The organism is Phorcysia thermohydrogeniphila (genome assembly GCF_004339575.1).
Lineage (GTDB): Bacteria > Aquificota > Aquificia > Desulfurobacteriales > Desulfurobacteriaceae > Phorcysia > Phorcysia thermohydrogeniphila.
The window spans coordinates 446,958-470,853 of the sequence record NZ_SMFV01000001.1 but is presented as its reverse complement, the minus strand read 5'-3'; the positions used below and the strand labels follow the sequence as shown (position 1 = coordinate 470,853).

Sequence of the window (23,896 nt, the reverse complement as noted above, 5' to 3'; positions counted from 1 at the left end):
TTCCTTCCCATGGAGAACTTACTTGTACCCATAGGTGGCGGGAATGAGATAGGTGCTAGTGCCTACCTCTACTTGGTTGGCGGGAAGAGGATCTTAGTAGATTCTGGGATTCGCTTTAACCCGGAGGACCCTTACCCGGACTTCTCTCTCCTTAAGAGCCTCTCTCCTGAGCTTGACGCGATAGTTATTACCCACGCCCACGTTGACCACTGCGGCAGCGTTCACCTTCTCTCTTCCCTCTACCCAGAAACTCCCATATACACGACTCACGAGACGGCTCAGCTCCTCTCCCTTATGGTTGAGGACGCGATAAAGGTGAGGTACATAAGAAACAGGAACTCCCCAGATGAGTGGAGGGAGTATAGGCTCTTAGACGAAGCCCTTTCGCGTCTTGAGAGGAGGGACTTTTACGATAGGATTGTCCTCGGGGACGTGGAAATTGTTTTCTACCCTGCAGGTCACATCTTGGGAGCTGCTTCTGTGGGTATTTTCTACGGAGATTCCGGTTTTGTCTACCATACCGGCGATATATCTTTAACCCCGCAGCTTACTACTGGTGGAGCTGAGTTACCTTCAGAGAAGCCAACCCTTTTGGTTTCGGAGAGTACCTACTACTACTCAGATAGGAAGTTTAGCAGAGAAGAGGCTATTGAGGAGTTCTATTCCACAGTTAAAGAGACCGTAGAGAGGAAGGGAAAAATACTTATTCCCGTCTTTGCCCTTGGAAGAGCTCAGGAGATTATGCTCCTCCTCTCACAGGGGATGAGGGAAGGGAAAATACCGCCACTAACGGTTTACGTTGACGGGTTAGCAAAGGAAGTCTCCGTTATATACGAGAACCTCCTTGAGAGGGAGCTCTTTAACTTCTATGTTCAGCCAGCTCCAAGGTATGAGGGGCTTAGCTTTGAAGAAGCTTGCATGGAGAACCTGAGAGAAGCCGACTGTATAGTCTCAACCTCTGGAATGCTGATGGAGGGAACTCCTTCTTTTGTTTACGCTCAGCTTCTTTCTAAGCGGAGCTCCGCAGCGATAATTTTCAGCGGCTACATGGTTGAGGAAAGCTTTGGGTATAGGCTCCTTCACGATAGGAACGTTTTAAGGAGTTTCCGCTGCCGAATAGAAAGACACCACTTTTCGGCACATGCAGATAAAGGAGAAATTGAAACGATAGTGGAGAGGCTATCGCCAGAGAAGACTGTGTTTGTTCACGGCTACCCGAATAGCCTCAAACAACACGGACTAAACAGAGAGGTTATAAGGTTTTGAGGCTTTACTTAGGTTACCCTGAGTCTTTGAGCTCTTATGGAAGGTTTAAGCTGAAGGACCTGTTCCTTGAAGAGGTAAACGTTGACTACCTTAGCGTTCCCGTAGAGGTAAAGCGAAAGCTCCTTTCCCTTTTAGAGAACCTTGAACAAAAAGCCTACATCTTCATAGGGAACGTCATATACGACGCTATTGACATACTTGAATTTGCTCTTTTCTCCTGCGAGCCAAGGAGTGTAAAAGAACTCGTCCTTCCGGGATACCTCTACGGTAAACCTACCTTCCTAATAAGGAACCTTTTTGAGAAGACCTTTGCGAGTAAAGTTTCAATTTACTACGACTTTAACCTCTTTCCGCCAGAGACCCTTGTTCTTAACGTTGGCTACACGAAGAGCTCTTTCTCCTTAGGGGGGATTTTCCTCTCCGTTATCCCTGTAGGCGAGTTTCACATGGTTGACCTCTTAGGGAACTACCTCTTTAACAGATTTATCTTAGAGAAAGGAATATCAAACACGGAACTCCGTAAAAAGGGCTTGAGGGGGGAGCTCCTTGACCGCTTTAGAAGCTTTGCAGGTAAGATACTCTTTAAGGGCTTAAAGAGGGTAGAGCTCCAAGAGTACGGTTATAGCAGGGAGGTAAGTCCTAAGGAAGTTGATTTAGTCCTTTCGCCACTTACAGGCTCATCAAACTATGGGGATTTTGTAGAAAGGGCTGTAGATTTAGCCTCTGCCCTCGTTCTATCCCTTTACCAGTTTGAGGAGATTCTTAGGGAGAGGCCAAAAGTTAAGGAAGTTGCCGTTATCGGTAGGTTAAAGTTTCCCTTTATCAAAGTCCTTCAGAGGATATTTCCAGTTCCTGTAAGGGAGGTTAGTGAGGAAGAACTCCTTTCCCGTTCTCCTCTTAACAGAAACTTTAAGGTGCACCTTAGGAGAGTAGATTTTCCTTCCTACAGAGAACTTTTTGGCTGCGAAACGGAAGCTTTTGGCGTTAGCGAGGTTTCAATTAAAGACTTGAGGTACTTCTTTAACAAGAGGGACCTTAGGGGAGTCAAGCTTATAGAGGAGCTTACAGGGAGGGATTTGAGTAGGAAGGAGCTTGAGAGTTTTGTTTACGAGCTCCTATACATAATGAAGAGGAGTTCTTTTCGCACCAAAGAGGAGATTGCCTACCTTAACCACGCTATCGTAGCCCTTTCAAGGCTCTCAATACCTGAAGAACTTTTTGATAAAGTTCTTGAGGAGATGGCACAGAAGGCCTTTAACTGGCTCCTCCCTTTAAAGACAAAACTTAACATCCTCTATTTTTGTTACAGGTTTGCAGATAAAATAGGGGATACCGACCTTAAGGTGTTTCCGCCTCTTCTACTTAGCTACATAAGGGACAAGAAGCTCTCTGAAGGAGAGAGAAACTTTGTTAGAACTGCTGCCCAGTCAATCTACGCCGTTGAACCTAACCTTTATCAGGGTAAAGGCGAGGAGAGAAGTAGAGATTACGGCCGTTACTGTGAAGGAGACAAGGAGAAGGAGTGAGAGCTTGTCTTTAAACAGCATATATGTAGTTGAGAATAAAACACCCCCTGCTGGAAAGAGGGACAGAAAGCGCCGCTTTTCTTTTCCAAAGATGGCGAAGACCACTATGGAGAGTATGTCAAGTACAAGGCACCTAACGGTAAGAACCTTTAACTGGTAATTCTCTGGTACTGAAACGCTTGAGAGAGGTAAAAGAAACGTAAGCGTCAGGAAGAAGATGAAAATAGTTATCTGTAAGAGGTATTCATCAATTAGTTTGGTAAGCTTCTTCATTATTAAAGGCCACAAAGGGTTTGTTTTCCTCTTGAACTTCCTCAAGCTCAACTATCTCGTAAACTTTCTCCTGATATATTCTCCTAACAAGAGCAGCGTTAAGGGCGTGGCCGGTCCTGTAAGCTGTTACTTTTGCAAGGAGCGGATATCCCAAGATGTAAAGGTCGCCAACGAGGTCAAGGGTTTTGTGAGCTACAAACTCGTTTTCCATCCTGAGGCCTGACTCGTTGAGGATGCCGTACTTGTCAATTACTATAGCATTTTCTAAGCTTCCTCCCTTTGCAAGTCCAGCTGCCCTTAAGGCTTCTACTTCATGGTAAAAGCAGAAAGTTCTTGCTTTTGAAATTTCCTTGAAGTTCTCAAGGTTGTGAACGTATACGAGCCTCTGATACCTAATCTTTTTGTAGGTGTGGTCAAAAGATATGGTGTTGTCAATGACGAGCTGGTCAGCAGGCTCTGCCTTTATCCTCTTGTTGTCGTGCTCAACGATTATCTCCTTTTTTAGCTTTAGGTATTTTCTCTTCCTATGGGGAAGGTCCTTTACGCCTGTTTCTTCAAAGAGGTAGACGTAAGGGGCAGAGCTCCCGTCAAGTATCGGAAGTTCCTCAGAGTCAAGGTAGACGAACAGGTTGTCTATTCCAAAGGCTGAGAGGGCTGCCATAAGGTGCTCTACTGTCTGAACCGCAATCTCTCCGTTGGATAAGTTTGTAGCGTAAAAGAGCTTAGATAGGTACTCGGGAGAGGCTTTTATGGAGGGTGCTCCCTTTAGGTCGGTCCTTACGAAAACTATCCCTGTATCGGCAGGTGCGGGGACTAAGCGAACGTTTACTTTTTTCCCCGTATGGAGGCCTATTCCGCTAAAGGAAACTTCTTTTTTGAGTGTGCGCTGATAGACCTGCATTTGCTTCTCCCAACAGTCCTTTTACGGCTGGAATTATAGTTTAGGAATTTGAAAATTTTCTAAACATCAGCCTTTTCCTTTTGCAAAGTTGCACAAATACCGCACACCTTGCATCCGGGAAAACACGTTGGCGTTGATTTTCTCTCCAAGGCCATCCTGTATTCTCTCCAGAGGTATTTCCTGTTTATTCCGCTTTCCACAATTTCCCACGGGAAGAGCTCTTCCTCGTCCCTTTCACGGGTGTAGAGGCTCTCTATGTCAAGTCCCTGTTCTTTTAAGGCTTTGCGGAAGTTTTTGCCCTCAACTGCCGAACTTACTGCGGCAACTCCCACTCTGGGGTCTCCTCTTGAAACGACGGACTGAAGAACGTAGCTTTTGGAGCTCTCCCGTGAAAGCTTCACTCCGGGGATTTTCCTGAGGAGTTTGGAAAGGAAACGGAACTTTTTTTCTACCTGCGACTTTGAGTTTTGACCGTACCACTGGAAGGGAGTAAAGGGTTTTGCAACTACAGGGTTAACGCTCAAAATGACCTCTCCGGCTTTTCCCCTTTCTCTCCAGAACTCCATTGCCAGTTCTCTGAACTTCTTTGCCATTAGGGCAATACCCTCAATGTCCTCGTCGGTTTCTCCCGGCAAACCGATGAGAAAGTACAGCTTAATATTCTCTGCACCGTGTTCAAAGGCTTTTCTGGCGAAGGAAAAGTACCTTTCATCAGGAACCTTCTTGTTTATGGCGAACCTGAGTTCCTCAGTTCCGGCTTCAGGGGCAAGGGTTACCGTTTTTTGGCCGGACTCTTCAACGATTTTGAAGATGTACTCCGAGGTTGAAGAGGCTTTCATAGAGGAAAAAGAAGCTTTAACGCCGTACTTTTTGAGTATTTGGTAGAGCTCTCCCATCCGGGAGTAATCTGTCACGCCAGCCCCTATGAGTCCTACCCTATCGGTATACTTTGAAGCTAGCTCTATTTCTTTTTCAATGACTTCTATACTCTTTTCTCTGTAAGGTAATCCCATATAGGAAGCGATGCAGAAACGGCACTTCTCTATGCATCCCCTGTTTAACTCTATGAGGAGCATGTCCTTAAAGGCCGTATCCCCTGAGATGAAGCAGGAGTGGGAGAAAGTAAGGGAAAAGAGAGGAGACCTGAAGATTTTTTTCTTCTCTCCCTCTATTCTTTTGACCCTTTCTCCTTCATACTCAAAGAGGTAATCCTGACAGAAGATAACGTTATCAAACTCCCGGAGGATTTTGGGATTTCTCGTATCTTTTAGCTTTGAGAAGACTTCTTCTATACGGCCTTCAGCTTCTCCTAAGTATATTGCGTCAAAGATTGGCATAAAGGGCGTTGGGTTGTAGAAGAGGCCTATGCCTCCTCCAAAGATGATTGGAGCTCCTTCTTCCCTTTCCTCCCTCAAAGGGGGAATGCCTGCTTTACTTAAGATTTTTGCCAAGGAGAATATGTGTTCCTCGTAGGTTATAGAAACGGCGATAACGTCAAAGTCTTTAAGCTCCCAACCGAGGAAGTAGGAAACTTCTGAGTCCTCAAAGTAGAGGTCGCAAGAGACGCCCTCTATTCCGTTCAGTATGGAGTATATCCTATGAACGGCAAGACTTGAGAGGCCTGCCCTCTCTTCGCCGGGGTAGATTAAGCAGACTTTAAGGTCGTCTTTTCTTAAGTTTAGGTGGCAACACTCTTCTATGAAAAGGAGCTCTGACATTCTACAGGTCTGCCCACCTTAAGGTTATTGCGTCAACTGGGCAGTTCTCAACGCAGATGGCACAGCCGTTACACTTTTCTGGATACATGACAACGGCCTTATCCTCACCCATTATGAATACGCCTGAGGGGCAGACCTCAACGCAGATTTCACAGCCCATACACGTTTCTTGGTCAATATTGGGTATTACCTTCAATAACCCATCCTCATCTTAAATGCTTTAACTGTGTTGTAAAGGAGCATCGTTATCGTCATTGGGCCGACTCCGCCGGGTACAGGCGTTATGGCTGAAGCTTTTTCCTTAACCCTTTCAAAATCTACGTCACCAACTATTTTACCGTTTACCCTGCTGATGCCGATGTCTATGACGACAGCTCCCTCTTTCACCATGTCCGCCTTTATGAGGTGGGGAACGCCTGTTGCCACACAGAGTATATCTGCGTTTCTCGTGTAGTGGGCAAGGTCGTCTGTATAAACGTGGCAGACAGAGACGGTCGCGTTTGCGTTAAGGAGCATGTTGGCAAGGGGTTTCCCTACAATGTTGCTGTGGCCTACCATAACGGCGTTTTTGCCCTGTAACTCTATTCCGTACTCTTCAAAGAACTTCATAACACCTGCCGGAGTGCACGGCATGAGTCCTTCATCGTAGAGGCCAAGTAAGCACTTACCGGCATTAACGGGATGGAAACCGTCAACGTCTTTTTCCGGTGAGATGTAGTTTATTACTTCCCTGCAGGAGAGGTGCTCTGGGAGTGGAAGCTGAACTATTATGCCGTCAACTGTATCGTCCTCGTTGAGCTCCCTTACTACTTGGTTAAGCTCTTCCTGAAGTGTGTTAGCGGGGAGCCTTCTCTCTATGGAGCGGATGCCCACTTCCCCACACGCCTTTATCTTGTTCCTAACGTATATTTCACTTGCCGGGTCGTTCCCTACTAAGACAACTGCCAAGGCTGGAGGCCTTCCTGCCTTTTCCTTTAGCTCCTTAACTTCTTCCTTTAGCTTACCCCTTATCTTCTTAGAGAGCTCCTTCCCGTCTAATATAACTGCCATCCTCTCTCCTTTCGTAAACCTCGTAGATTCTCTCGTAGTTTACCACTTTATTGCTGTCATCTACTTCAAAAATAACGCCACAGAACTGGATAAGAGAAGGCTTTTCTGGAACTTTAAACCTGACAGGAAGCTGTCTTAAAAAGCGGTCAACTCCTTCTTCTTTTCCCATGCCTATAACTGTATCAACAGCGCCGCACATTCCAACATCTGTTATATACAGAGTTCCCTTTGGGAGTTTTCTTAGGTCTGCCGTTTGAACGTGGGTGTGGGTTCCACAAACTACCGTTGCTCTACCGTCAACGTAAAGGCCAAAAGCCTGCTTTTCAGACGACGCTTCCGCGTGAAAGTCAACGATTACAATGTCGGCAGGATTTTCTTCGTAAATCTGGTCAAACTTCCTGAATGGGTTGTCAAGACACTCCATAAATACCCTTCCCATGAGGTTCACTATTAGAACCTTCTTTCCACAGACCTCAAGAAGAGTAAAACCTTTTCCGGGAATACCTTCTGGGTAGTTAGCTGGCCTTAGGATTGGGTATTTGTCTATGAACTGGTAAATCTCTTTCTTGTCAAAGGTGTGGTTGCCGCCGGTTATTACGTCAACTCCGTAGGAGAGGAGGTTTTTAGTGATTTTCTCCGTCAGCCCAAACCCACCTGCCGCGTTCTCACCGTTGGCTATACAGAGGTCAATCCTTTTTCTGTTTTCCTCAAGCCAGCTATGGACAGCTTTCCTTCCCGGTCTTCCTACAATATCGCCTATGAAAGCTATCCGCACGTTTCCTCCAGTGCTTTCACGAGCTCCTCAACTTGGAGCCTTAAATGTAACATATCCTTGGTGTTACAGATAAGGTAGTCTGTCTTTCTGAGCTTTTCTGAGTAGGGGAGCTGGAACTTATCCCTTCTTATAGCTTCTTTTAAGCCGAACCTCTTGGCGGCACGGAGTAACCTCTGTCCCCTGTAGGCAAAGACTGTTACTATTTTGTCAAAATGCTTTTCCCACCTATACTCAAAAAGAACAGCAGCTTCTAAAAAGGCCAAGTCTTCCTTGTAGAGTTCCCTTATGGCTCCAATTTCTCTGAGTACCAAGGGATGTGTTATTGACGTTAAAAGGTTTAACTTTTCCCTACTTGAAAAGACGATTTCCCCGAGCTTTTTGGTATCTATCTCTCCGTCTTCTCTAAGAACCCCCTTTCCGAAGGCTTCTACTACTTTGTTGTAAGCTGGAAAACCTTTAAGCAGTAGTCTTTTAGCGATGAAGTCAGCGTTAAAGACGTGATATCCCATAGCCCTTAAAAAGTTAGAGACCGTTGACTTGCCAGCTCCTATGTTACCCGTTATCCCCACCAGCAAGGAAGTTCTCCTTCTTCTCAATAAAGCTCTCAAATACTGGAACTACCATAACGGCTACGGGAACGGCGATAACGATTCCCAAGAAGCCACCCAAGTACCCGCCAATGAAGATAGATAGCAGCACGAGTAGCGGGTTAACGCCCGTGGTTCGGCTCATGACTATTGGGTAGATGAGGTTCTCTATGCCGACCTCTGTGAGGAATACTATTAATACGCCTATTACGTAGGCAAGGTCTCCGTTGTCAAGGATAGCAAGAAGAACGGAGGGGATTAAGCCGGAGAAGAATCCAACGTAAGGAATCATGTTTAGGATACCAGCTACAAAGCCTATGAGCAGGGCGTACTTAATTCCGACGAAGTAGAGACCGACTGCTATGTAGATTCCTACAAAAGTTGCTACAAGCATCTGTCCTATAAGGTAACTTGAGAGAGCCCCGTGGACTTTGTCTATTAGGACTCGGAGTTCTTCTCTAATGGAGGTGGGGGCTACGAGGAGGTAAGTTTCCTTTATCTTCTTAGCGTTTACGAGGAGGTAGTAGGTGATGAGTGGAACTAATACAAGGTTAATCAGGACGCTTATGACTGAGAAAACGCCTGAGAATAGGCGCTGGACGATGTTGCCGACGGGGAGCTCCCCAAGCTGCAGATAGGCGCTCCTCACAATAGCCTGAAAGGTGGATGCGTCAAAGTTCATCTTCTTGAAGAAGTGTTCTCCGAGGAACTTGTAAATAAAGGCGTCAAGTTTTTTAACAAGCTGAGGAAGGAAGTTTATAAAGCTCTGAACCTGAGATATGACGGTAGGCAGGACAACGAAGAGGACAACTGCCAGTATTAGGAGTATGGAAAGGAGCGTTAGAATAGCGGCTACCCTTCTCCTGCACTCTGTAAGGCGGCAGTAGAGTTCAAAGAGGGGATAGGAAACGTAGGCAAGTGCGGAACCGAGAAAAAAGGGCATAACGGCCGGCTTCATAAAAAATAGGGACGCTATGAGTATCAGGAGAGTTACTAAAAAGTAAAGCTCACTGAGATATCTTCTCACTATTTAGCTCCCTGATTCCTCGGGCGCTGTAGCTAACAGCGGAGATAACTGTCAAGCAGGCAGTTATAGCGTAAGCTGTCATAATACAACTACTCAAACAAACCTTAAAATTCAAGTTAAGCAGCGTTAGAAAGATTGTAAAGAATTGCGAAAATGCAGTTAACTTTCCAACCAAAGTCGGCCTTATCTTGTTTATTTTCCCAAAGGCCGTTAAAAGCCATCCGCCAACTAAAATCAGAATGTCCCTGCTTATGACCAAAACGGTGAGCCATACAGGTATTATCCTGTCAACGTACGAAAGGAGTATGAAACCCGAATTTATGAGGGCTTTATCTGCAATAGGGTCTAAGATAACGCCAAGGGTTGTTACTTGATTTAACCTCCTTGCGAGGAAGCCGTCAAGGGCGTCGCTCACTGAGGCAACCAAGAAAACCGCAAGTGCCAGCTTGAAATTCCTGTAGAAAACGGCCATAATGAAAACTGGAACGAGGAAGGCTCTAAATAACGTTATCAGGTTCGGTAGATTTACCATTCTATTCCTCTCCGTAGGAGGCTGGATGAACGACCTTTACTTGAGAAAGTTAATCCTATCCTTCCTTGAAGAAGACTTAGGAATTATAGGAGATTTAACGTCGGGAGTTCTACCCGAAAAGCAGGCCGAGGCAGAACTCATTGCCGGCGAGGACTTTATACTCTGTGGAGCTCCAGTATTTGAGAAGGTCTTTACCCTCCTTGACGGTAGAGTTTCCTTTTCTTGGTTTTACGGTGAGGGAGCTCCTGTTAAAAAGGGAGACGTAATAGGAAAAGTTAGCGGTAGCATAAAAACCCTCCTTACTTGTGAGAGGACGGCCCTTAACCTCCTTCAGAAGCTTTCAGGCATAGCTACAGAGACCCGCCGTTACGTGGAAATCCTGAAAGGCTCAAGAGTTAAGCTTCTTGATACGAGGAAGACAACGCCGGGACTTAGGCTTTTGGAGAAGTACGCGACGAGAGTCGGGGGAGCTCTCAACCACCGTTTTGGTCTTTACGACGCTGTAATGGTGAAGGACAACCACATTAAAGCCTTTGGTGGCGTTCAGGAAGCTGTAAAGAGAGTTGCCCAAAGTATCCCTGTAACGACAAAGATTGAAGTAGAGGTGGAAAGCGACGAACAACTTACAGAGCTCCTTGAGGTAATAGACCTTGTGGACATCGTTATGCTTGATAACTGGGAGCTTAAAGGTGTTGAGGAAGCAGTAAAGAGACTGAAAGAGGCAAAACCCTCTGTTAAGGTGGAGCTCTCGGGAGGGATAACCTTAGAAAAGTTAAGGGTAATCAGGGAGCTCCCTGTAGACTACGTTTCAACGAGTAAAATAATAACAGCCGCAAAGTGGGTTGATGTCTCTTTGGAGGTAGTATGAACCTGCATCCCTTAAACGTTTTGGATGGCCTTGTCATAATCATCTTAGGCTGGAACTTCGTTAGAGGATTTAATAAAGGCTTTATAGAAGAGGTAGTTTCTGTTGTCGGTCTCGTCCTGAGTGCGGCAGCTGCCGTTTTTGTATCCCCCTTGGTTGTTAATGAAATCACCAAGTATGTTAACTACCCGATTCCCGTTTACTCCGTTGCTATCTTTATATTCTTTTCAACTTACGTCATTTTCAAGTTCCTTGCTTCCTTTATCAATAGTAAGTTTAACGGAGGTTTTGTTGGTTTTATGAACAACTTCCTCGGTGTAGTCTTTGGGGTTTTAAGGGGATACGTAATCGCCTCTTTGGTCGTTGCCTTTATCTCTTTTGTAGCTCCAGAAAGCTACCTCATAAAGAAGAGCTTCTTAGGAGGAATCACAGTACCCCTTATAGATAAGGTTCTCAGCTACGTTCCTGAAAACTTAAGGGGAGGCTTTGAAGAAAGGTGGATGGTAGCCCGTGGATACCTTTGGGAGAACATTAAAAAGTGGAAAGAAAAAGGGGGCGAGGACACTACACCCCCCTCTCAGCCATGAACTTGATTAGGTCTCCAAGCCTTGCAGCGTAACCCCACTCGTTATCGTACCAAGCGAGTATCTTAACGAGGTTTCCGTTTATAACGTCTGTGCACTTACCGTCAACTATTGAAGAGTGGGTGTCTCCCATAAAGTCAACAGAGACGAGCTCCTCTTCCGTGTAGGCAAGGATACCTTTGAGTTCCTTTTCGGAAGCTTCCTTTAGAGCCCCGTTTACCTCTTCTACAGTAACTTCCTTCTTGACAACGCACACAAAGTCAATGAGGGATACGTCAGGGGTTGGAACTCTTATGGAGATACCGTTGAACTTCCCTTTGAGCTCAGGGATGACAAGGCCTACCGCTTTTGCCGCTCCAGTTGTAGTTGGCACCATAGATAGGGCTGCAGCCCTTGCCCTCCTCAAGTCCTTATGGGGAGCGTCAAGAAGCCTCTGGTCTGCCGTGTAGGAGTGAACAGTTGTGAGGAAACCAGACTCTATACCGAAGTTTTCAAGGAGAACCTTAGCAACCGGAGCTAAGCAGTTTGTAGTACAGGATGCGTTGGAAACTATGAAATGCTTTTCAGGGTCGTAGCTTTCGTGGTTAACGCCAACGACAAAAGTTGCGTCGGGATTTTTAGCAGGAGCGGAAATTACAACTCTCTTTGCACCAGCTTTAAGGTGCTTTTCGGCCTTTTCCCTTTCTCTAAACTTTCCGGTTGACTCAAGGACAACGTCAACTCCGAGCTCTCCCCAAGGGAGTTTTTCGGGGTCTGGTTCAGAGTAAACTCTTATCTTTTTGCCGTTTATAACGAGGTATTCCCCGTCAACCGCAACTTCTGCGGGAAACTTTCCGTGAACAGAATCGTACTTTAAGAGGTGAGCAAGGGTTTTAGCGTCTGTAAGGTCGTTGATTGCTACGACCTCAATGTTTGGGTCGTTAAAGTAGATTCTGTGGAAACATCTTCCTATCCTTCCGTACCCGTTGATTGCTACCTTAACCATTAGAACCCTCCTTTTTTCTTTGTCGTGAAAATTATAGGATATATTTAATAGAAACTCCTTCCGTAGGAGAAAAAATGGCACTTGAAACAGTAACTAACACCGCAAAGACCAAAAAAGCAAAAGTTAGAGTTCCCAAAGAACTCATATACGAGATGAGGCACGGCTCTCCCATCTACTATAGGGACTACGACAAAGTTCTTTCAGGAGAGAAGTCTTTGGAGGAGGTGATGGGGAGTAGTGACCTTCATGCTTGGTTTTTATACGTACTAATGAAGTTCCTCATAAAGAGCCTTGACGAAAAGAAATATATAGTCTTAGTGGGAGAGCTTGGATATAGATTTTCAAAACGTAGCTGGTATAACCTTGACTTAGCGGTTTACAGGCGGGAAAAAATAGGAAAGTTGAAAGGAACGTTCACGGATGTTCCACCAGAGGTGGTGATAGAAATAGACACGAAGGCAGATCTTAGAAAGTTTGAGAACCCGCAGGACTACTTCCACAGGAAGACGCAGGATTTACTTGACTCTGGAGTGAAGAAGGTTATCTGGATTTTCACGAAGGACAGGAAAATCTGGGTCGCACAAAAAGCAAAACCTTGGCTGATTGTTGACTGGGACTATGAGTTTGAGGTTATAGAAGGGATAAGGTTGAACTTTGCGGAGCTCCTTAAAGGCGAAGGTTTTCAGGGAGAAGTCACCTCGTAAACAAAGTATATTTCAGACCTTTCCTTTTCGTTGTTCTTGTTTTTAACGACTACCTTAAAGGAATAAATCCCCTCTGGGGAAGTTGTTGCAGGAACTTTCCTTAAGAGGTAAGCTTCAACTTCATAGTTCCCCACGTTTTTGAATCTAAAACTTCCGCTTTCGCTTATCTCTTCACCGGTTTTTGTGCAGTCAACCATAGAACAAAGGTCTCCCTTTGTCGCAATCTGCATTATGTAAGAGGAAACCCCTTTACCAACTTCTAAAGCGTTTGTATACCTCTTTTCTGCTCCGCTTATTCCCGTCTCGCTCGTTATGAGGTATAAAAGAGCTCCCGTAAACGCAAGGGCTACCAGAGATACTACAACAACGGTCATTAGAACGAGACCTTTCCGAAACATACCTGTAGCTCCTTAATACCTTAGAAGGTTCATAGGTTTTACTGCGATTTTCACCACCCTCCATCTAAATTTAAGGGGGTCGTGTCCATCTTTTGTGTAGTAGTCCAAGTTCACTGGGAGGTTTAAAGTTACCCCGTCAACGTTGAAGCTCGTTCCGTACTTGAATCTAAAGTCCTTGTCTTCTTTCCCTTCCCTTAGAAGAAGGTAAACGTAGACCATCTTTAAATTGTTTCTCAGCTCTGTAGCGTTTGAGGGAACTGGACATGCTGGAAGGTTGGGGTCTTGACCGCTCGGGTCGCACAGACTACCGTTCCAGTCGTAAACAACCTTAAAGTCTCCCACGCAGTCTAAGAAAGGTTCTTCCCTTCTGTCAACCCTTCTTTTTAGGACGTAGGTTCCCTCGCAGTAGGGGCTCTGGGCGTCAGAGTCTTCATCCAAGTAGTACTCAATAACGTTACAGAACTGGTTCTGGCAGCTTGGAACAATGGTGTTGTCACACCTTTCCCATTCTCCTGAGCCGCTTATGGGAAAAGCGAGCAGGGTAGAAACTGTGCTTGAACACCTATCCCCTGAGTCGTCAACTATAAAGTACGTTGGAGGGTGACCACCTTTGGTAGGCGATTGAGGAGGGAAGAAACTTCCGTCGGGTCTTAAAAGAACAGCTTCCGTTGCTGCCCTTTCTCTCGGACAGTAGGGGAAGTTGTAGTAGGCTAAACAGTGGGGAACATCGCCGGCGTTACAGCTTAAAACGGCCCATCCTTGAGTATCGTCATCGGAAGTCTTGTAAGTAGAGCGAATTACCAAGTGAACAGAAGGAGCTTGACAGTTTGGAGGTGTCTTCGGAAGGTGAAAGACCTCTAAAGGGAAGTTCGTCTCATCTTTGCTTATACCGTATCCAGCGTGTTCAAGGTCCTGACGTAAAACTTCAAGGCCTATAGTACTTTCCATCTGGGTGGTTATAGCCGTGCCTTCCTTCTTGTAGCTTTTAAAAAGGGTAAGGTATGCAGAGTAAACGGCTGCTAAAACTACGAGGCTCAAAACGGTGGCAATTAGAAGTTCCAGTACTGTGATACCTTTTCTCATCACTCCTTCCTTACAACCATAGAACCTATAAGGTGTTCTTTTCCTCCTGCTCTCTTCCAACAGACATCAACGTAAACAGTCTTTATGTTTAAAGTGGTATCCTCTGTCATACAGCTTGAAACTGCAAATTCAAGGTTAATGTTCCTTGCAATTCTAACCCTTATGTCAGTTCCAGAGTCCAAGTTATTGGAGCAAGTTGTTTTTAAGAAGTTTTCCCTGTTTGTATCACTTGGGGGGCAATTAGGGAGAGTGACGTCATCGTAGTTTTTTGCGAGGAAAGAATCAAGTTCTTCTTTTAAGAGCCTTGTAGCTTCCTCTCTCTTTAAGGATGAAAGGTTCTCTTTTTGAGAAACCACAATTGCACCAAGAAGTCCAAGGAGCGTTATCGCCAGAATGGCCGTTGCAACAAGAACCTCTAAAAGGGTGAAACCTTTCCTCACAAGCACCTCTCCATTCTTATTCTGTTCCTGCTTACAACAACGCAGTCATAAGCGGGAGAAGAGGAGTAACTTCCGTCATAAACTATTGTGCCAGTTATGGAGAAGAGTCCTTTCTCGTTTATCTTTATCTTGTGGTAAGAGTTATCTACCTTGAAGTTATTTTCAAGCTCTAAGGTAAGAGTTTTTGGCGTTCCGCTTCCGTCGTCTTCCTCCACCGTTAACGTTTTGTCGCTACAGGTAATTACAACGGTTAGCTTGTTTGTGAAGGCTTTCATCCTTTCCTTTTGCAGTAGTGTGTAGATTCTTTGAACGTCCCCCTCAATGCTGACAGCTTCTCTCCACTTCTTGAAGCTGTTGTAGCCGTAAGTCAAAATTATGGCGGATACTACAAAAACTACAAGGAGTTCTGCTAAGGTAAACCCTTTTCTCTTCACCCTTTTACCTCTCAAGCCAAAGCAGGAGTTTTCCAACTAAAGAGGTCGGCGACGGAGAAATAAATGGAGCAGCACTTTCTGAAGTTATACCGTTGTACCAAGCGGTTGCCATTCCTCCCTCTTCTGGTAGTGGTGAACCTCCGTTTTCTTGCGACCAGTTGACAGAAATCTCTTCTATGTTCGCTCCTGAAAGCTGAAGTAGTAGAGTTCCACTCAGAGAAGAAACGCTGTATTCAGAGCACTTGTCTGCTATGCTGCCTCCAAGGGCACAGTTTAGTATCCACGCTCTTGAACGGCCTCCATATTCGCAAACGTCTGCAGTTGGCTCAGTGGTGGAGAAGATTATTACGTTCTTATCCGTTACAGTCGGATCTGAAATTACCCTTTCTTTAAGGTAGCCTTCGGTGTTCCCTTCAAGCTCCAAGTACCATCCTCTAAGGACGCCGTTCTTAAGGTCGTTGCATATACCATCTGTCCCGTAGGTTACGTCGGCAACGTTCGTGATTAGTTCACACTCGTTACCTGAACATTTAAGGGGTAGTCCGTAAATCCTCTCTCTCATACCTTGTAATGGGTTGTCCATCTTGAAGAACCATTTACCAGTTCCAAAGTATAGGTAGTAGTTGTTGAAGCACTTCATTACTTCTACTTTGGCAGTTACTGGAGGAATTGCTCTAACAAAGAAGGTTTTTACTTCCCAATCGTCAGGGTCCTCATCCCTTACGTCAATCATAGCAAGTCCACCTTTTTGTTCTGTTCCATCCTGAATAACTATTCCAGCAAAGACGTAGTCGGTGTTTCCGTCGTTATTTGCGTCAAATCCTTCCGTAAAGAGTCTACCGGAGAAAGCGCTGTCAACTTTTCCGTCTATTTCTTCTAAGAGCTTTCCATCTTTGAGCCTTACGGCGAAAAACTTGAGCCTTTTAACGGAAGTTCCTTCATAGTTTGTTGGACCTGAACCAAAGAGAACTATTGTCTCGTTACCTTTCTTGATAAGTGCAGGACCTGAGTAGGAGAATCCGAGGTCCTTGTGGGAGAACTCCCACAGGAGCTTAGGGGAAGTGGGGTCTGTAACGTCCAAGGCGAAGTAAGAGGAAAGTCCAACGCAGGACTCGTCCTCTACATCAGAGCAGGTATCACTTGGAGGAGAGATGCATTCACTTTCTGTGCAACCTACACCTCCTCCAAGTCTTAGCCCTCCTATGAGAACAACTTCATCTTCCCCGTCATTGTCGTAGTCAGCTTTAAACACCGTTGGCCTCAGGTCAACCAAGTAGATGTGCTTGTAGTCAGGGTCTGCCAAGAATCTAAGGTATGGAAGGACGTTCTTTGGAATGAAGGCCCAGAGCTCCTCTCCAAGCTCACTACTTCCCTCATCTGCGGCGTCATTTTGAAGCTTTATCGGGTGAGAACTGTCGCTTTGTACTTTAACGTATCCAACCTTAAAGGCGTGGAGCATTCCGTCGTTTGCGCCTACAAATACAACGCTAAAGTCTCCGTAGTTCTCAATAGTTGGTGATGAGTTGATGATGTCCCCGAGTTTCCAGACCTTTCCATCTTCAGTTTTTCTGCTCCTACACCCGTCAAAGTCTTCACCCCTTATGTATTCAACAAGCTTGGCATAGTCTGGCTTTCCGTCTTTCAATAGGCAATCGGGGTAGAGCATACTGCCGTTGCCCAAGAGTTCTGCGAAGTCATCTACCCTGCTTGCTTTAAACTCTACAAGCTTTCCATCCTTGCTAACGGTGTATATCTTCCTGCTGTCTGCCGACCTTTCTGCAAGTTTTTTACCGGCCTCCCAAAGTGGAGAGGTTTCATCAAAAGAGGAGTAGACTTTCTTAAGGTTTGTGGGATTACCCTTAGAGTCGCTTCCGTAGGCTTCTATCGTGAGCTCTCCGTAGGAGTTGAGAATCCAGTTTAAGATGTAGTCACTTTCAACATCAAGAACGAGGTTTTTATTCGTGTCTTCCCTTGCGTTCTGTACAGAAGAGGAAACGTAGAGCCACCAAGCGTATAGGTATCCGGGCCAAGAAACGGCATTGTCTCCAAACTCTTTCTTGGGGTAGAAAAGAGCTTGATGTATAACGGTTGAGCCTTTTAAGCTGCAAGGGGAGGCGGAGCTCCCAGAAAGTGGGTCGTTCATAAAGACGGGAACTGAGCTCCCAGCAGAAGAACGTTTCATTATGTCATCAATCGCTTTAAGTAGGCTGTCTTTAAGCAGAACAGCGTTTGAAGCTGTGTAGAAGGTATCTGGAACTCCATCACCGTTTGCATCCCAATCAGGAGAGGAAGAAGGTAGAGGCGTACAGAGGCTTCCCTGACAGTCGTAGTCCCAACAGTCACAGGCTAAACACCTGTTCTTTGGATAACCTTTTAGAGAGTCGGGCCAATCTCCGTGGGTTGTATCAAAAGAACCGTACATGGCAACGTTTTCAAGGGCAAGCTCTCCCTGCTTGTCATCCATAAACATGCTGACAGAGTAAACAGCAGTGACCTTTATGTCGTGCCCTTCAACTTTTCTTAAGTCCTTAGTGTGCATCCAGTAAGACGGAACTACAGGGTCTGCAGAGTAATTCTCGTAGCCGTCATAAATGCTGCAGCCTTCCATTGCTGGAGGTTCTGAGCCTGTTCCACCTGTGTTCCACTTACCATCGGAGAGGAGAATTACAAAATCCTGAGCACAAGGGTAAGGTTGACAGTTCTTGCCATTTTCATCGCATAGGTAGTGCGGGTCGCGGTAGAGGGTGGAAGAAGTTGCCATTTTAAAGCCGCTCTTATAGTTGTGCTCGTCGCTTTGCTTGAAGTAGTCGTAAGCTTCCCAGAGGGCTGGAGCTGTTGCTGTAGCTCCTTCTGGAATTACGGAGTTGATGTACGCTTTTATCCAAAGGTAAGGGTTTGAGGGGTCAAACTCGTCAATTTCGTCGTCTACCGTTGGATATCCTCCTATGTAAACCTTTTCGTCAACGGTGCTTGCAAACATTATAAGTCCAAGCCTTGGCTTTTCCTCCCTTGCCTCAAGCTGAGGTATTAAAGCTGTTTTTATTCTTGAGTAAGGTACAGTAACTTTAACTTGTTTCCCGTACCTTTCGTCTCCAATACCTATACCGAGAGTTTCAAGCTCACACTCTTTGCCATTGCACACGTACTCAGCATCGCATTTCTGGGCATCCTTTAGAGACTTAAGTTTTTTGCCTTCTTTACACTTAGAAGGCTTTCCACCCGTTATAGCCCATCTTAGTAAGTCCATCCGAGTCATGTAGGCAAAGTTTAACTTATTACCTGAACAAACCAGCTTACCCTTCTTTTTAGCCTTACTCACATCCCAATAACATATGCAGCTCCAGCCATCGTAATCGCATGTTAAGTAAAGCTCACAGTTCTCTTTTTTATTGGTTTCTTTCCACTTCTTCCCTTTGCCCTTTCCTTCATAAAGTTTGTGGGGGTCAAAGTAGCCCTCGTAGGTTTTGTTGGGGTCGTACTCGCCTACGAGTTCTGGGTTAGATTCAAGCCACCAACAGTAAGGGGGTAGAACGTTTTCAAAGATGGAATTGTAGTAAGCAGCAAACCTCATACTGCCGCTTTTGTCAACTACGAGGAGGACGTTGGGAGGGACTGCATAAGGAATAAATGGAGGAACGGCAGTGTAATCGGCTGTTTCTCCAAAACACACTCCAGCACAGTCTTTGCTCATTTCTGCGTCTTTGCACTCTTCTTGACAATTTGACTCGCAATTACACTCTTCGTCACATTGAGAGTAGTCGCATTCAGCAGAACATTTATCTTGACAGTTACATTCATTTGTGCACTTATCAATTCCTTCCTTTTCTATACATTTCTGGCAGTCTTCTATACATTCGTCAACGCAGGATTTACACTCTCTCTGAACGTCCTCTAAGCACTCTGTACATTCTTTGAGAGAACTCTCTACACACTTTCTACATTCGCTCTCTACATTGTCTCTACATGAGCTATACCAGAGATTGGTTGCATTTTCTTCTTCAAGAAGAAGTTGTGCTATTAAAGAATCTTGTTGCTTCCACCAGTTTTCTATGTCATCAATAATGTCTCCAAGGGCGGAGAATGGAAGGAATAAGAAGAAGAGGAAACTTAAAAATTTTTTAACCCTCCTCATTTTGTCCACCTTGAAACTGTTTTTTTCTCCTTAAAGTATAACGCTTTTTTGTGAAAAAATCGGGAATTCTCTTTTCACCTTTAAAAGGTTCTTGGCAGGTTAACAGTGTATTCTATCGTTTTCTTCAATAGCTTGTAGGGCCTCTTCAAAGAGTTCTAACAGAACTGTCGCCATAATTCCTTCGTGACGTGAACAGGATTAAAAGTGTAGGAAGATACAGAATGTTCTTCCTCGTTTTACCTGATATCTTATACCGTATCGTTCGCATATAAATTTAACGAGCTCCAGACCCACGCCGCTACCTTTTAAAGGAGCAGATGAGACGTCGTTGCATAAGGCAAAGTAAGGTCTTCCTTTTAAGTTCCCGAGTCTGACCCATATCTTAGAGGATGAATACTTAAAGGCATTGTCAAGCAGGAAGAAAAAGAGGTTTTCTGCGTCGCTTCTTTTCATAGAGAAATGGACATCCTTTAAAGAGAGATAAATCTTTTTTTCGCTTAAAAGGTGAGAAAAGTGTTTGAGTAGCTCTTCAATGAGCTCTTTGAGGTTTAATGGTTCAACTTCTTCGTTACTCCCGAGTTCTTTAACGGCAGAAAGTAGCTGAAAGAAGTTTTTTTCCATAAGCTCGTAGCCCTCTTCCATCCTCCTTAGTGGTTTTGAGGGGCCGCACTTAGATTTAATGAGTTCTAAGTTTATCCGCTGTAGGGAAAGGAAGTTACCGAGCTTGTGGGTAAAGACCAGTAGGATAATTTTTAGGTAGTCCCTTATCTCCTTTTCCTGCCTAAGGTAACGGTTGATAAACTTGGCTGTGACTATGCTTAAAAAGAGTAAAAGGGTTACCTCCCACAGAAAAATCGTTAGAGCTGCTTCTTTTAGCTTATTTTTTATGTGTCTTGTATTTATCCAAAAAATTTTCTCTTTCTTTTTTAGCACTGGCTTAAGTTCATCGGAGATAATTGCTCCCTTAGAAACTACAATATAGTCGGGAAGGGTGCAGTTATCTTGGCAAAGGAGTGAGTAGAGTTCAGCTTCTCTTATAACTCTCTTTTCTATTTCTCGCTTTAGGAGGGTAACGCTAACTGCGTTAAGGATTGAAAGCCCCAAGGTTAGGGAGAGAATTACAGAAAGGATGACTTTTGTTTCAAACTTCATCCTTTTAATCTGTAGCCCCTTCCTTTAAAAGTTTCTATAAGATTTCTGGGCAGTTTCCTGCGGAGCTCCTTTATGTAGGCCCTTAAGATATCGTCGCTGACAGGTTTTCCTTCCCAGACGTAGCTCATTATCCTCTCTTTTGAGAGTATTTCTCCTTTGTGCTTTAGAAGGAGGTAGAAGAGTTTCCACGCAGTTCTTGAGAGTTTAACTTCTTTTCCGTCAACGAACAGGGTTTCTGCGTCAAGGTCCACGGTTACGTTTCCTATCTTCTGGATTCTTGGGAGGGGTTTACGCCTTGACAGAGCTCTAAGGCGCAAGAGGAGTTCCTTAGGTTCAAAGGGTTTTGTAAGGTAGTCGTCAGCTCCCCTTTCAAAACATACTTCTTTATCCTCAAGGCTCTGTTTGGCTGTAAGTATGAGAATAGGAACGTCTGAGACTCTTTTTATGTGAACAAGGAGGTCTTCACCCTTTAAAAAATTTAACATAAGGTCAAGAACTACGGTATCGTAGCTGTTGAGGTCCAGTTTAAAGAGCTCTCTTTCATCCTGTATCCAATTTACCTCTACTCCACTGTCTTCAAGGAATTCTTTTAACGATTCTCCCAAAAGAGGGTCGTCCTCCACAAGTAGGACCTTCACTACATCCCCGTATAATAGCGTTTAAGGCACCTACAGCGTAAACTGTTCTCCTAAGTAGACTTTTCTGACGATTTCTTTTTCGGCTACTTCAGAAGGGGTTCCAGAAGCTATAACCTTGCCGTGTCCTATGATGTAGGCCCTATCAATAATTTTAAGAGTTTCCCTAACATTGTGGTCGGTTATGAGAATCCCTATGTTCATTTCCTTTAGCTCTTTGATGAGTTCCTGTATCTCGTAAACGGCTATTGGGTCTACTCCGGCGAAGGGCTCGTCAAGGAGCAGGAACTTGGGATTTATGCTGAGAGCTCTCGCTATCTCCAGTCTCCTTCTCTCTCCCCCAGATAGAGAGCTTGCCTTCTGTTTCTTGAGGTGAGAAATGCCGAAACGTTCAAGGAGCCAGTCTGTTCTTTCCTCTACCTCCTTCTTTGGGAGTCCGTGCATTTCAAGGACGGCCTTTATGTTCTCCTCCACTGTAAGTTTTCTAAAGATGGATGGCTCCTGAGGGAGGTAGGAAATTCCTTTCCTTGCTCTGATGTAGGTTGGGTCTTCTGTAACGTCGTCTTCCCCAATCAAAACCTTTCCCCCATCGGGTCTTATTAGGCCGACTATGCAGTAGAAAGTAGTTGTTTTCCCTGCACCGTTTGGCCCTAAGAGGCCAACAACCTCTCCCTCTAAAACCTCAATCGTTACACCATCAACGGCCTTTCGGTTGCCGTAAATCTTTGTTATGTTTTCAGCCCTTAGTAAATTAAGGTCTGAAACTCTCTCCAACTTTTCCCTCTGGATAGATGACAGTTTTTACTTTCTGTTTTATTCCTTCAACTAATATCCTGCCTTCCTTGTAGGCTACTATCCTGTCACCCAAGACCGTGTTCTTATCCTGCTGCAATTTAGCGTTGCCCTCTAAAACAAGCTTTTCTTGCACAGGGTAGTAGGTAAGTTTGTCACACCACCCTTTCCCTCTTGGATCTTCTATATAGACGTTTCCTGTGACCTCTATTTTTTCTATGAACTTTCCGGTTTTGTCAAAGTAAACGGTAAGTTTGTCTCCCTTCATTACTGTGTTGCCGCGCTGAGCAATAACATTTCCTGTATAGATTGCGACTTTTTCACTATCGTTGTAGCTGAGCTTTTGTGCTTCAATAACTATAGGGAGGTTATTCTCCTTAAACTCTACTGCAGAAGCTGGGTAATTGAGTAGTGATAGCAGGATAGAGAGCAGAGCAAATAATCTTAGAGCTTTCATTTTCCTTCCTCTCTGAGGATGGATTTAACCTTAGACTGGATTATAACTCTTTTGTTCTTCAAGTCTAAAATGCACTCTTTGCCTTCTACCGTGAATCTGTTTTTTAGTGTGACTTCACATGTATCGTGGGTTACAAATACCCCTTTGCTGGTGCTGTAGGTACCTGTTCTTGTCTTTCCAGAAAGATTTTCACTTTCTATACTTACGTTCTCCAGAAAAAGTTCTTCGGTTTCCTGATTGTAGATTGCTGACTCTGCGTGAATGAGAACCCTTTCTTTCTCTAAGAGCTCAAGCTCAGGGAACTTGAGAATGATCTCTTTGTTTCCCTCAAAAACTGCTTCGGGAGCTCTTAAGACCCAGCTCCTTTTCTCTCCTTTTGACTCTAAGGTAAAGTTCTTTATGAGCTGTTTTTTGTGGGTTTCAACGTGAAACTTTTCTGGAGGAGATTCTCTCCTTGCCATGAAGATGACAAAGGGAAGAATTGAGACGATAGCTAAGAAGGCAGCAATTTTGTATATGGCCTCTTTCACCTTGGGTTCTCTCCGCTTTTAAGGAGGTAGTCTATGAACTCCCTTACCGCTCCTTTCCCGCCCGGTAGAGTTGTAACTAAATTAACGACTTTCTTAACCTCAGGTACGGCGTCTGCTGGAGCTCCAGAAAAGCCGGCCTTTTCTAAAATCGGGATATCCGGAATATCGTCGCCCATAGCGGCAATTTCAAAGTCATCTAAACCGTACTTTTCCTTTATTTTCTCGTAAACCTTCAGCTTGTCTGAAACTCCCTGAAAGACCTCTGTTATGCCGAGTTCCTTGCACCTCCTATCTACAATCGGAGAGTTCCTTCCAGATATGACTACAACTTTTATTCCCCTCTTTATTGCGGTGACTATCCCATAACCGTCCTTAACGTTAAAGCTCTTGTACTCTCTACCTTCGCTGTCGTAAACAATTGAACCGTCGGTAAGGACGCCATCTACGTCAAGGACTATTAGCTTTACCACAGTGGGAGCTCCTCCTCAGAAATTGGCCAGTAGTTGGTGAATTCTACATTAACATTGATGCATTTGACAGATTCAAGGTGACAGCCGCAGAATACCCCGAACCTGTTCCAGTGGACGTGGCCGTGAAGGAGGAGTGAGCAGGATTCTCGGTGGTAGATTTCGGAGATTTCCTTCTGGAGCTCCCTATACCTGAACGTCCTTAAATCCCTTGCTGGATAGTGCGAAAGGAGAACCTTTTTGCCTCTCACTTCTAATATGGTGTAGAAGGGTACAATTTCATCAAAGAAAGGTTTTAGCTCTTCTTCAGGAAACCAGAGGTCGTGGTTGCCCTTTATGAGGATTTTCCTTCCGGGGACGCTCTTCCAGAGCTCCAAAAATTCCGGCTCTAATGTCCATAGAAAATCGCCAACGAGGTAGAGTTCATCTTCTTCTTTCAGAGCCTTTCTAAGGTTTTCTATGATAAGGCTCTCAAAACCTACTTTTCTCTTGAGAGGGTTGAGCCTTATAATGTTCCTGTGGAAAAAGTGGGTATCAGAAATAAAGTACCTCATAGGAAAATTATAAACCCTCCCGTAAAGGG

Annotated in this window: 27 protein-coding genes; 5 read left to right on the top strand and 22 right to left on the bottom strand. The window is 44.8% G+C overall.

The genetic code is table 11. The annotated features are described in order from the left end of the window. The first annotated feature begins 9 nt into the window (after window positions 1-9). Both CLV27_RS02340 and CLV27_RS02335 read left to right on the top strand, forming a co-directional pair. Complete coding sequence (locus tag CLV27_RS02340) at window positions 10-1,266, top strand: MBL fold metallo-hydrolase (protein WP_132525538.1); 1,257 nt, start codon at window positions 10-12, stop codon at window positions 1,264-1,266. Continuing rightward, window positions 1,263-2,792, top strand: a complete 1,530-nt coding sequence (locus CLV27_RS02335; protein ID WP_207891592.1) for a hypothetical protein — start codon at window positions 1,263-1,265, stop codon at window positions 2,790-2,792. Before CLV27_RS02340 ends, CLV27_RS02335 begins: the two co-directional genes overlap by 4 nt. Here CLV27_RS02335 and CLV27_RS02330 read toward each other — a convergent pair. The 9 genes from CLV27_RS02330 to pgsA are packed head-to-tail and all read right to left on the bottom strand — an operon-like array spanning window position 2,694 to window position 9,655. Continuing rightward, on the bottom strand, window positions 2,694-3,065 hold the full coding sequence (locus tag CLV27_RS02330; RefSeq protein ID WP_132525428.1) for a hypothetical protein: 372 nt from the start codon (window positions 3,063-3,065) through the stop codon (window positions 2,694-2,696). The two genes, CLV27_RS02335 and CLV27_RS02330, sit on opposite strands and share 99 nt — an antisense overlap. Then, window positions 3,040-3,966: a UDP-3-O-acyl-N-acetylglucosamine deacetylase gene (gene lpxC, locus CLV27_RS02325; protein ID WP_132525426.1), complete on the bottom strand. Its 927-nt coding sequence runs from the start codon at window positions 3,964-3,966 to the stop codon at window positions 3,040-3,042. Before lpxC ends, CLV27_RS02330 begins: the two co-directional genes overlap by 26 nt. 59 nt (window positions 3,967-4,025) lie before the next feature. Then, window positions 4,026-5,684, bottom strand: a complete 1,659-nt coding sequence (locus CLV27_RS02320; protein WP_132525424.1) for a radical SAM protein — start codon at window positions 5,682-5,684, stop codon at window positions 4,026-4,028. A gap of 1 nt (window position 5,685) precedes the next feature. After that, window positions 5,686-5,880: an ATP-binding protein gene (locus tag CLV27_RS02315; protein ID WP_132525422.1), complete on the bottom strand. Its 195-nt coding sequence runs from the start codon at window positions 5,878-5,880 to the stop codon at window positions 5,686-5,688. Continuing rightward, window positions 5,877-6,734, bottom strand: a complete 858-nt coding sequence (gene folD, locus CLV27_RS02310) for a bifunctional methylenetetrahydrofolate dehydrogenase/methenyltetrahydrofolate cyclohydrolase FolD (protein ID WP_132525420.1) — start codon at window positions 6,732-6,734, stop codon at window positions 5,877-5,879. Before folD ends, CLV27_RS02315 begins: the two co-directional genes overlap by 4 nt. Next, complete coding sequence (locus CLV27_RS02305) at window positions 6,700-7,509, bottom strand: TIGR00282 family metallophosphoesterase (protein ID WP_132525418.1); 810 nt, start codon at window positions 7,507-7,509, stop codon at window positions 6,700-6,702. Before CLV27_RS02305 ends, folD begins: the two co-directional genes overlap by 35 nt. Then, complete coding sequence (coaE, locus tag CLV27_RS02300) at window positions 7,500-8,078, bottom strand: dephospho-CoA kinase (RefSeq protein WP_243644850.1); 579 nt, start codon at window positions 8,076-8,078, stop codon at window positions 7,500-7,502. The genes CLV27_RS02305 and coaE overlap by 10 nt, the downstream gene beginning before the upstream one ends. After that, window positions 8,062-9,123: an AI-2E family transporter gene (locus CLV27_RS02295; RefSeq protein WP_132525414.1), complete on the bottom strand. Its 1,062-nt coding sequence runs from the start codon at window positions 9,121-9,123 to the stop codon at window positions 8,062-8,064. The genes coaE and CLV27_RS02295 overlap by 17 nt, the downstream gene beginning before the upstream one ends. Continuing rightward, window positions 9,104-9,655: a CDP-diacylglycerol--glycerol-3-phosphate 3-phosphatidyltransferase gene (gene pgsA, locus CLV27_RS02290; protein ID WP_132525412.1), complete on the bottom strand. Its 552-nt coding sequence runs from the start codon at window positions 9,653-9,655 to the stop codon at window positions 9,104-9,106. The genes CLV27_RS02295 and pgsA overlap by 20 nt, the downstream gene beginning before the upstream one ends. 25 nt (window positions 9,656-9,680) lie before the next feature. On the opposite strand from pgsA, the gene nadC reads away from it, so the two are divergent. Then, entirely contained in the window at window positions 9,681-10,523 is an 843-nt protein-coding gene (nadC, locus tag CLV27_RS02285) for a carboxylating nicotinate-nucleotide diphosphorylase (RefSeq protein WP_132525410.1), read from the top strand. Then, window positions 10,520-11,107 carry a CvpA family protein gene (locus CLV27_RS02280; RefSeq protein WP_132525408.1) on the top strand — a complete coding sequence of 196 codons (588 nt, stop codon included), beginning with the start codon at window positions 10,520-10,522 and terminating at the stop codon, window positions 11,105-11,107. The genes nadC and CLV27_RS02280 overlap by 4 nt, the downstream gene beginning before the upstream one ends. Here the strand turns inward: CLV27_RS02280 and gap are convergent. After that, window positions 11,085-12,089 (bottom strand): type I glyceraldehyde-3-phosphate dehydrogenase, encoded by a 1,005-nt coding sequence (gap, locus tag CLV27_RS02275; RefSeq protein ID WP_132525406.1) that lies wholly within the window; start codon window positions 12,087-12,089, stop codon window positions 11,085-11,087. The two genes, CLV27_RS02280 and gap, sit on opposite strands and share 23 nt — an antisense overlap. A 74-nt stretch (window positions 12,090-12,163) precedes the next feature. On the opposite strand from gap, the gene CLV27_RS02270 reads away from it, so the two are divergent. Continuing rightward, a complete protein-coding gene (locus CLV27_RS02270; RefSeq protein ID WP_132525404.1) occupies window positions 12,164-12,793 on the top strand; it encodes a Uma2 family endonuclease in 630 nt (209 codons plus the stop codon). Here the strand turns inward: CLV27_RS02270 and CLV27_RS02265 are convergent. From CLV27_RS02265 to CLV27_RS02210, 12 genes are all read right to left on the bottom strand, one after another. Continuing rightward, window positions 12,772-13,191: a hypothetical protein gene (locus tag CLV27_RS02265; protein WP_132525402.1), complete on the bottom strand. Its 420-nt coding sequence runs from the start codon at window positions 13,189-13,191 to the stop codon at window positions 12,772-12,774. The two genes, CLV27_RS02270 and CLV27_RS02265, sit on opposite strands and share 22 nt — an antisense overlap. Window positions 13,192-13,203: 12 nt before the next feature. Then, window positions 13,204-14,274 carry a PulJ/GspJ family protein gene (locus CLV27_RS02260; protein WP_132525400.1) on the bottom strand — a complete coding sequence of 357 codons (1,071 nt, stop codon included), beginning with the start codon at window positions 14,272-14,274 and terminating at the stop codon, window positions 13,204-13,206. Then, window positions 14,274-14,714, bottom strand: coding sequence for a type IV pilus modification PilV family protein (locus CLV27_RS02255; RefSeq protein WP_207891591.1), 441 nt, complete (start codon window positions 14,712-14,714; stop codon window positions 14,274-14,276). Before CLV27_RS02255 ends, CLV27_RS02260 begins: the two co-directional genes overlap by 1 nt. Beyond that, window positions 14,711-15,148, bottom strand: a complete 438-nt coding sequence (locus CLV27_RS02250; protein WP_165863660.1) for a prepilin-type N-terminal cleavage/methylation domain-containing protein — start codon at window positions 15,146-15,148, stop codon at window positions 14,711-14,713. Before CLV27_RS02250 ends, CLV27_RS02255 begins: the two co-directional genes overlap by 4 nt. 4 nt (window positions 15,149-15,152) lie before the next feature. Further along, window positions 15,153-19,280, bottom strand: a complete 4,128-nt coding sequence (locus tag CLV27_RS02245; protein ID WP_132525393.1) for a hypothetical protein — start codon at window positions 19,278-19,280, stop codon at window positions 15,153-15,155. A 198-nt stretch (window positions 19,281-19,478) separates the two neighbouring features. Beyond that, the gene (locus tag CLV27_RS02240; RefSeq protein WP_132525391.1) at window positions 19,479-20,432 is read right to left on the bottom strand and encodes a histidine kinase; all 954 of its coding nucleotides are present in this window, start codon (window positions 20,430-20,432) and stop codon (window positions 19,479-19,481) included. Beyond that, window positions 20,429-21,070, bottom strand: a complete 642-nt coding sequence (locus CLV27_RS02235; RefSeq protein WP_132525389.1) for a response regulator transcription factor — start codon at window positions 21,068-21,070, stop codon at window positions 20,429-20,431. The genes CLV27_RS02240 and CLV27_RS02235 overlap by 4 nt, the downstream gene beginning before the upstream one ends. A 30-nt stretch (window positions 21,071-21,100) precedes the next feature. Further along, complete coding sequence (gene lptB / locus CLV27_RS02230; protein WP_132525387.1) at window positions 21,101-21,841, bottom strand: LPS export ABC transporter ATP-binding protein; 741 nt, start codon at window positions 21,839-21,841, stop codon at window positions 21,101-21,103. Continuing rightward, window positions 21,819-22,316 carry a lipopolysaccharide transport periplasmic protein LptA gene (gene lptA, locus CLV27_RS02225; protein ID WP_132525385.1) on the bottom strand — a complete coding sequence of 166 codons (498 nt, stop codon included), beginning with the start codon at window positions 22,314-22,316 and terminating at the stop codon, window positions 21,819-21,821. Before lptA ends, lptB begins: the two co-directional genes overlap by 23 nt. After that, entirely contained in the window at window positions 22,313-22,846 is a 534-nt protein-coding gene (gene lptC, locus CLV27_RS02220; RefSeq protein ID WP_132525383.1) for an LPS export ABC transporter periplasmic protein LptC, read from the bottom strand. Before lptC ends, lptA begins: the two co-directional genes overlap by 4 nt. After that, window positions 22,843-23,316 carry a KdsC family phosphatase gene (locus tag CLV27_RS02215; protein WP_132525381.1) on the bottom strand — a complete coding sequence of 158 codons (474 nt, stop codon included), beginning with the start codon at window positions 23,314-23,316 and terminating at the stop codon, window positions 22,843-22,845. Before CLV27_RS02215 ends, lptC begins: the two co-directional genes overlap by 4 nt. Then, the gene (locus CLV27_RS02210) at window positions 23,310-23,867 is read right to left on the bottom strand and encodes a metallophosphoesterase (RefSeq protein WP_132525379.1); all 558 of its coding nucleotides are present in this window, start codon (window positions 23,865-23,867) and stop codon (window positions 23,310-23,312) included. Before CLV27_RS02210 ends, CLV27_RS02215 begins: the two co-directional genes overlap by 7 nt. Window positions 23,868-23,896: the final 29 nt, after the last annotated feature.